The sequence below is a fragment of the Pseudomonas sp. UBA6276 genome (genome assembly GCF_002438365.1).
Taxonomy (GTDB): Bacteria; Pseudomonadota; Gammaproteobacteria; order Pseudomonadales; family Pseudomonadaceae; genus Aquipseudomonas; species Aquipseudomonas coleopterorum.
In genome coordinates, this window is the sequence record NZ_DJUS01000151.1 from 1 (window position 1) to 7,315 (window position 7,315).

At 62.0% G+C, this 7,315-nt stretch carries 9 protein-coding genes; 4 read left to right on the forward strand and 5 right to left on the reverse strand.

Annotation, left to right across the window (positions count from 1 at the left end; translation table 11 throughout):
- Window positions 1-130: 130 nt before the first annotated feature.
- Window positions 131-433, forward strand: coding sequence for a PilZ domain-containing protein (locus B2V21_RS17460; protein WP_082223604.1), 303 nt, complete (start codon window positions 131-133; stop codon window positions 431-433).
- A 55-nt stretch (window positions 434-488) separates the two neighbouring features.
- Here the strand turns inward: B2V21_RS17460 and B2V21_RS17465 are convergent, their stop codons facing one another.
- Window positions 489-1,190: an MlaA family lipoprotein gene (locus B2V21_RS17465; protein ID WP_049859972.1), complete on the reverse strand. Its 702-nt coding sequence runs from the start codon at window positions 1,188-1,190 to the stop codon at window positions 489-491.
- Between the two features lie 272 nt (window positions 1,191-1,462).
- On the opposite strand from B2V21_RS17465, the gene B2V21_RS17470 reads away from it, so the two are divergent.
- Window positions 1,463-1,726: a DUF4404 family protein gene (locus B2V21_RS17470; RefSeq protein WP_049859971.1), complete on the forward strand. Its 264-nt coding sequence runs from the start codon at window positions 1,463-1,465 to the stop codon at window positions 1,724-1,726.
- 49 nt (window positions 1,727-1,775) lie between these two features.
- Here B2V21_RS17470 and queF read toward each other — a convergent pair whose 3' ends face one another.
- The 4 genes from queF to B2V21_RS17490 all read right to left on the reverse strand — a co-directional run bounded on the left by queF (window position 1,776) and on the right by B2V21_RS17490 (window position 5,924).
- Window positions 1,776-2,606: an NADPH-dependent 7-cyano-7-deazaguanine reductase QueF gene (queF, locus tag B2V21_RS17475; RefSeq protein ID WP_286917527.1), complete on the reverse strand. Its 831-nt coding sequence runs from the start codon at window positions 2,604-2,606 to the stop codon at window positions 1,776-1,778.
- A gap of 103 nt (window positions 2,607-2,709) precedes the next feature.
- Window positions 2,710-3,954, reverse strand: coding sequence for a lipoprotein-releasing ABC transporter permease subunit (locus tag B2V21_RS17480; RefSeq protein ID WP_286917528.1), 1,245 nt, complete (start codon window positions 3,952-3,954; stop codon window positions 2,710-2,712).
- A 28-nt stretch (window positions 3,955-3,982) separates the two neighbouring features.
- A complete protein-coding gene (gene lolD, locus B2V21_RS17485) occupies window positions 3,983-4,666 on the reverse strand; it encodes a lipoprotein-releasing ABC transporter ATP-binding protein LolD (protein WP_192000503.1) in 684 nt (227 codons plus the stop codon).
- Window positions 4,667-4,673: 7 nt separating this feature from the next.
- Window positions 4,674-5,924, reverse strand: coding sequence for a lipoprotein-releasing ABC transporter permease subunit (locus B2V21_RS17490; protein WP_049859967.1), 1,251 nt, complete (start codon window positions 5,922-5,924; stop codon window positions 4,674-4,676).
- 95 nt (window positions 5,925-6,019) lie between these two features.
- Here B2V21_RS17490 and B2V21_RS17495 point away from each other — a divergent pair, with 95 nt between their 5' ends.
- Together B2V21_RS17495 and B2V21_RS17500 are read left to right on the forward strand one after the other, a co-directional pair.
- Window positions 6,020-6,607, forward strand: coding sequence for a PilZ domain-containing protein (locus B2V21_RS17495; protein WP_286917529.1), 588 nt, complete (start codon window positions 6,020-6,022; stop codon window positions 6,605-6,607).
- 26 nt (window positions 6,608-6,633) lie between these two features.
- A partial coding sequence (locus tag B2V21_RS17500) for a glycerophosphodiester phosphodiesterase (protein WP_286917530.1) occupies window positions 6,634-7,315 on the forward strand: 682 nt, incomplete at its 3' end.

The following is a 7,315-nucleotide window of genomic DNA, read 5'->3' on the forward strand; positions in this document are numbered from 1 at the left end:
AAGGCGCAGACGGTACTCCCATCCGGCAAGCGTTTCAAGGGTGTTGCGACACGAGCCAGAGCGGCTCGCCCGGCAAATTACCCTTGGTTATAAAAACGTCAATAATAGCAACCAGATCGAAGGACAAGCCATGAGCGTCAATGATCGTGACTACAGTGAGAAACGTGATTTCATCCGCATGACCGTGGATGCCCAGGTCGACCTTCGGGTTGGCGACGTTGTAGTTCCCGCCGTATGCAAGGATCTTTCGAGCACCGGTATGCAGCTGGAAGCCCGCACCCAGTTGCGGGTCGGGGATCAGGTCAGCGTCCATCTGCCCTCGAATCACCCTACCCTCACCGACCTCAATGTTCAGGCAGAAGTGATACGCGTGGAAGATTCGGGGCACGAAGGCGCGCAGACCATAGGCCTGCATACGCTCAGCATGGAGTGAATGCAGGGCATGAAAAAGGCGACCCTCGGGTCGCCTTTTTCATGCCTGGTTACAATTAAAAATCGTCTTCCACCTGGCCATCTTTGACGCGGAACTCGCGGTTCTGCAGATAGGCATTGCGCAGGAAGATGTACTTGTCGCCGTTGATGAGCTTTTCCGCCGACAGCAGGCTGGCGCGGGTATCGACCACGTTCACGCCCAGTGTCGTGTTGCGGGTCGGTACATGGTCGATGTAGCGGTACGGCGAGGTGTAGGTGTCGGGGTACTTGGCGAACGCATCGCGGACGGTGCTTGGGCCCAGCAGGGGCAGAACCACGTAGGGTCCGCTGCTCACACCCCAGTATCCCAGGGTCTGGCCGAAATCTTCGTCGCTGCGCTGCAGGCCCATCTTGGTGCCCACGTCGAAGAAGCCGAACAGGCCGAAGGTGGTATTGAAGATCAAGCGCGCCGTATCGGTACCGGCCGCCGCAGGCTTGAGCTGCATGACGTTGTTGGCCAGGTTGCCGACATCGCCGATGTTGCTGAACACGTTATGGATGCCGTCTTCCAGAAACTGCGGGGTGATCCACTGGTAGCCCTGAGCCAGAGGCTTGAGTGCATAGGTGTCCAGGGTGTCGTTGACCCGGAAGATCGCACGGTTGACTGGCTCCCATGGATCTTCTTCCGCAGCCTGGGCGACCATGGGGGCCACAGCAAGTCCAAGGAGCAGACAGGCTCCAGCCACTCGGTCTATCACAGCTGAACCGGTCAGACGCATACAGGTTACTCCTTGAGATACGATTCGGTCGCAGGCGACCGTCCAAAAATTTGTGAGCCAGTATAAGGCGTCCAGACCCGATTAGGCAGTGCACTTGCGATCGCAGGAGGATGCCAGGTTCTGAACGTACCCATGCCAGACTTCCGGCTTGCCCTCAAGTTCACTCGCGGACGGGTTCGCAACCCTGCCAACCGCGAATCAGACAGGGTCGATACGGACCTTTGCGCACCGGGTGCGGTCCATGTAAGTGCCTATCACTCAAGGAGAACGTCATGCCAGCCCGCGAATTGCAAGAACAGCTCGATGAACTGCGCGAGCAACTGGACAAGAACCAGACGCTGTCGCTCGAGGAGCGCGAAGACATGCGCGCCTTGATGGAACAGATCAAGGCGCGCATGGAACTGGAAAACGCCACCGCCGACAATTCGGTCGCCGACAACGTGAACCTGGCCGTGGAGCGCTTCGAAGTCGATCACCCAGGCGTAGCCGGCGCGTTGCGCAACATTGTCCAGACCCTCGGCAACATCGGCATCTGAGCGCGTTACCCCTACAGCCGCCGTTCCCAGCGGCTGTTGAATCGCCGCGTTACTGGCGCACGAGTCGACCGTTGGCGAAATCCAGTGCTTCGGTGCTGCGGTAGGGGTTGATGTCCAGGCCGCCGCGCCGCACATAGCGGGCGTACACGGTCAGCTTCTGCGGCTGCAGCAGCCGCTGCAGATCAGTGAAGATCCGCTCCACGCACTGCTCGTGGAAATCCGAATGCTGGCGGAAGCTGACCAGGTAGGCCAGCACGCTGGCGTGGTCCAGCGCGGCGCCGGTGTAGGTAATACACACACTGCCCCAGTCCGGTTGACTGGTGACCGGGCAGTTGGACCGCATCAGATGGCTGTGCAGGGACTCCTCGACAATCCTGGCCGGATCGCAACGCAGCAGTTCGGGCTGCGGGTGATCGTAGCTGCTGACCGTGATATCCAGATCATCGATGCACACCCCCGGCAGGCTGACCACGCCTTCGGCCTCCACCTCCTCCAGCCGCCGCACCTTGACGCCCACCGGCTTGCCGGCAGCGCCAGACAGGTCCTGCACCAGCACCTTCTCGAGCGCGTCCACCGAGGCGAACGGCGTCTGGTTCAACGAGTTCAGGTACAGCTTGAACGACTTGGATTCGATGATGTTCGGCGAATCTGCCGGAATGCTGAACTCGCCGATGGCCACCACCGGTTTGCCCGAAGGCAGCAGCCAGGAAAGCTCGAAGCAGTTCCATACATCCACACCCGTATAGGGCAGCGTGTCGGCGCTCAGGCCCAGTTCGGCCCATTTCGCGGCGCGAGGAATGGGAAACAGCAAGGAGGGGGTGTAGGTGGAAACGTACGCGCTGGACTTGCCCAGCGGGGAATGTTCGGCTGCGGGGTGCATGACATAAACCTGACTGAATGAACGGCATCAGTCTAGCGAATTTGCCGCCGCCCTGCATGGCAACGGTGGCGCGGTCACAGGACCGCGCCACCGTTGCCATGGCTCATTCGTAACGCAAGGCGTGCGCAGGCTCGATCTGCGAGGCCCGATAGGCAGGATAGAGGGTCGCGAGAAAGCTCAACGCCAGCCCTGCCCCGCAGATCAGCATGACATCACCCGCCTGCAGCTCCGATGGCAGGTTGCTGATGAAGTACACGTCCGAGGTGAAGATGTGCTGCCCAGTGACGCGCTCCAGCCAGCCGACGATGGTGCTGACGTTGATCGCAGCGATCACGCCCAGCACGCCCCCGATCACCGTACCGGCGACGCCGATCACCGTGCCCTGGACGATGAAGATGCCCATGATCTGCCGCGGCGTGGCGCCGATGGTGCGCAGGATGGCGATATCCGCGCCCTTGTCGTTCACTACCATGATCAAGGTGGCAATGATGTTGAACGCCGCCACCGCGACGATCATCAGCAACAGCAGCCCGATCATGGTCTTCTCCATCTTCATCGCGCTGAACAGGCTGCCCTGGGTGTGGGTCCAGTCGTCGGCCCTGTAGCCCGTGCCCAAGCCCTTGACGATGGCGGCGCTGACTTCAGGGGCCGTGTACAGGTCTTTCAGCTTGAGCCGCACGCTCTGCACCTGACCCGGCTGCCAGCGCTGCATCTCGGCCGCATCCGCCGCGTTGATCAGGCCCATGGAGCCGTCCAGTTCGGCGCCGACCTTGAACACCCCCACCACGTTGAGGCGCTGCATGCGCGGGGTGATGCCACCGGGTGCAGTGCTGACTTCCGGCACGATGAGGGTGATCTTGTCGCCCACGTTCAAGCGGAAGCGCCTGGCCGTGATCTCGCCGATGACAACGCCGAACTCACCGGGCTTGAGGTCGTCCAGACGCCCCTGGACGATGTGATCGGCGACGATCGACACCTCACCTTCGCGAGCCGGATCGACACCGCTGATCTGGATCGGCTGCATCATGCCCTTGTACGAGAGCATGCCGTCGAGTTCGGTGAACGGCACGGCCGCCAGGACCTCGGGGTTTTTCATGGCTGCGGCAGCCACCGGCCGCCAGTCGTCCAGCGGTTTCACGCCCTGGATCATGGCATGAGGCACCATGCCCAGAATGCGTGAGCTCATTTCGCGCTGGAAGCCGTTCATCACCGACAGCACCACGATCATCGCGAGCACGCCCAGGGCAAGGCCGATCATCGACGTCATGGAGATGAACGAAATGAAGTTCTTGCGACGCTTGGCGCGGGTGTAGCGCAAGCCGACGAAGATTGACAAGGGTCTGAACATGCAGAGGTAACCCGTTAGAAAAAAGAAGCTAGATCGGCACCAGACGGCCATCTTCCAGGCGCAGCACGCGGTCCATCTGTCGTGCCAGGTTCAGATCGTGGGTGACCACCAGAAACGCGGTGCGCAGCGATACGCTGAGTTCGAGCATCAGGTCCTGAATGCCTTGCGCCGTGTGGTGGTCGAGGTTGCCGGTGGGCTCGTCGAGCATGACCAGGCCAGGCGTGTTCACCAGGGCACGGGCAATCGCCACGCGCTGACGCTCACCCCCCGACAGCTCGGCAGGCTTGTGCTGCAACCGATGGCCCAGGCCGACACGCTCCAGCAACGCGGTGGCACGCTGCCTGGCCTCGGGGATCGCAGTCTTGCCGATCAGCAGCGGCATGCAGACGTTTTCCAGCGCGGTGAATTCGGGCAACAGATGGTGGAACTGGTAGACGAACCCCAGAGCGCGGTTGCGCAGCAGGCCACGGGCCCGCTCGTTCAATGCAGAGAGTTCTTCCCCGGCCAGCCAGACACTGCCGCGGCTGGGCGTATCGAGCCCGCCGAGCATGTTGAGCAGGGTGCTCTTGCCCGACCCGGAACTGCCGACGATGGCCACTCGCTCACCGGCGTGCAGCTCCAGTTGCAGATTGTCCAGCACCACCACGGATTCCGGGCCTTCCTCGTAGGACTTGCCCAGGTTGCGACAACTCAATACTGCTTGTTCACTCATGCCCGACTCACTCATAACGTAACGCCTCCGCCGGCTGGGTACGCGCAGCGCGCCAGGCCGGATACAAGGTGGCGAGGAAACTCAGGACCAACGCCGCGCCGCAGACCATGAACACATCGTTGGCCATGAGTTGCGACGGCAGGTAATCGATGAAGTACACATCGGCGTTGAGAAACTTGTGGCCGATGGCCTTTTCCAGCAAGGCAATGGCGGCGCTCACGTTCAAGGCCGCGAGAATGCCGACAGCGGCGCCGATCAAGGTGCCGACCACGCCGATCACCGTGCCCTGGACCATGAAGATGCGCATGATCTGCCCCGGCGTCGAGCCCAGGGTGCGCAGAATGGCGATGTCGCCCTTCTTGTCGTTGACCACCATCACCAGTGTGGAAATGATATTGAACGCGGCCACGGCGACGATCAGCAGCAACAGCAGGCCGATCATGGCTTTTTCCATGCCGATGGCCTGATAGAGATTGCCGTGGGTGCGGGTCCAGTCGCGGGCATAGTAGGTCTGGTCGCCCAGCTGCTGGGCGATCTGCCAGGACACACGCGGCGCCTGGAACAGGTCCTCGAACTTCAGACGCAAGCCTTGCACCTCGCCGGCTTTCCAGCGGTGCAGCTTGCCCAGGTCTTCGAGGTTGGCCAGGCCCAGGTAGCCGTCCAGCTCGCCGGCACCGACGTGGAAGATGCCGGTCACGGTGAAGCGCTTCATGCGCGGGAACATGCCGGCCGGAGTGACGGTGACTTCCGGTGCCACGAAGGTCACCTTGTCGCCGACACCGACGCCCAGCTTGGTCGCGGCCTTGTCGCCGATCATCAGACCGAATTCGCCGGGCCTGAGGTCATCGACCCTGCCCTGCTTGACGAAAGCGTCGATGATCGAGACGTTGTGCTCCTGGGCAGGATCGATGCCATTGAGCAGAATCTTCTGGACCTGCCCATCATGGGTCAGCAAACCCTGCATCTGGGTGAACGGCGCGACCGCCGCCACCTGCGGATTCTGCCGAACCTGCGCGGCCAGGGCTGGCCAGTCGCCGATGGGTTGGCCGGATTCGACGGTAGCGTGGGGGACCATGCCCAGCACGCGGGTACGCATCTCGTGATCAAAGCCGTTCATGACCGACAGCACGACGATCATCACGACCACGCCCAGGGCGAGACCGATCATCGAGGTGAGGGAGATGAACGACACGAAATGATTGCGTCGCTTGGCACGGGTGTAGCGCGCGCCAATGAAAACGAAAAGAGGTCTGAACATGTCGGGGCTTGTTCGGGTGAAAGAGGAGACGTCCTGCTGGCAGGGCGTGACGAGCAGCTTTACACTCGGACCATCGCCTCTACCCCGGGTTCGTCATGACGACATCAGATGAAGAAGATCGCCGCGAATACTATCGCATCGATGACCGCATCGCACTGGAAATCACCATACTCCCGGAGGTCGAGACGGCAGGTGAAGACATGTTGCAGGATGCGTCACCACTGTTCGACCTGCTCGGTGAAATGCACCTGGCCGAGTTCGAAACCCAGCACCTGCTACGCCAGCTAAGCGAAACCCACCGCGCCGTGGAGGCTGTGCTCAAGGCGCAGAACCGGCGCATCGACCTGCTCGGCCAACTGGTCGCGCAGACCCTGCTGGAGCGTATCGGCGAACCTCGTCCGGTGGTGCTGTCCGAAGGTGGCCTGGCGTTCTTCCAGCAGCAGCCGATGACCGAGCGCACGCGCCTGACCCTGCGCATCGCGCTGATGCCACAGGCGCTCGGCCTGTCGCTCAAGGCAAGCGTCACCAGTTGCACTGCTGTGGGTGATGACCAGTTCGAGATCGGTACCCAGTTCATCGACATCAGCGATGCCCAGCGTCAACTGCTGGCCCGCTACATCCTGCACAGACAGCAACTGCAACGCCGCCAGGCGCGCGAGCGGCAAGCCCCGGCAATCGATTGACCCACCTATTCATTCAAGGAGCGAACGTGACGCTTATCTACGGCCATCGCGGCGCCAAGGGCGAAGCCCCGGAAAACACCCTCGCCAGTTTCAATCAGTGCCTCGAACACGGGGTGCGTCGATGCGAACTGGACCTGCATCTGTCCCGAGACGGTGAGTTGATGGTCATTCATGACCCGACCCTCAAGCGCACCACCGGGCGCGGCGGCAAGGTTGTCGAGCACGATGCCCAGGCGCTGGTCACCTATGACGCGCGCAAGGGCGGCCCGGGCTGGGTGTCGCCCTGCCCCATTCCACGCCTGGAGGAGCTGTTCCAGGCGTGCCCGTTCGAGCACTGGCAGTTGGAAGTCAAAAGCGCATCGCGCACCCGCGCGGCGACCACCGTTCTGGCCATCCGCGAACTGGCGCAGCGCATGAACCTTCTGGACCGGATCACCATCACCTCAAGCTCCCGTGAAGTGCTGCGCGCGGCCTTGGAATTGACTCCGGACGTGGCGCGCGGGCTGGTGGCCGAATATGCCTGGCTCGATCCGATCAAGGTCGCGCAGAGCTATGGCTGCGAAATGCTCGCGCTGAACTGGACGCTGTGCACCCCCGAGCGCCTGCTCAAGGCGCAGCGCCAGGGTTTGCATGTGTCGGTATGGACGGTCAACGAGCCTGCGCTGATGCGCAGACTCGCCGACTTCGGCGTGGACAGCCTGATTACAG

Excerpts from the sequence above, each read along its gene's own strand:
- B2V21_RS17460 (WP_082223604.1), top strand. The coding sequence starts at position 131 with ATGAGCGTCAATGATCGTGACTACAGTGAGAAACGTGATTTCATCCGC.
- B2V21_RS17465 (WP_049859972.1), bottom strand. The coding sequence starts at position 1,190 with ATGCGTCTGACCGGTTCAGCTGTGATAGACCGAGTGGCTGGAGCCTGT.
- B2V21_RS17470 (WP_049859971.1), top strand. The coding sequence starts at position 1,463 with ATGCCAGCCCGCGAATTGCAAGAACAGCTCGATGAACTGCGCGAGCAA.
- queF (WP_286917527.1), bottom strand. The coding sequence starts at position 2,606 with ATGCACCCCGCAGCCGAACATTCCCCGCTGGGCAAGTCCAGCGCGTAC.
- B2V21_RS17480 (WP_286917528.1), bottom strand. The coding sequence starts at position 3,954 with ATGTTCAGACCCTTGTCAATCTTCGTCGGCTTGCGCTACACCCGCGCC.
- lolD (WP_192000503.1), bottom strand. The coding sequence starts at position 4,666 with ATGAGTGAACAAGCAGTATTGAGTTGTCGCAACCTGGGCAAGTCCTAC.
- B2V21_RS17490 (WP_049859967.1), bottom strand. The coding sequence starts at position 5,924 with ATGTTCAGACCTCTTTTCGTTTTCATTGGCGCGCGCTACACCCGTGCC.
- B2V21_RS17495 (WP_286917529.1), top strand. The coding sequence starts at position 6,020 with ATGACGACATCAGATGAAGAAGATCGCCGCGAATACTATCGCATCGAT.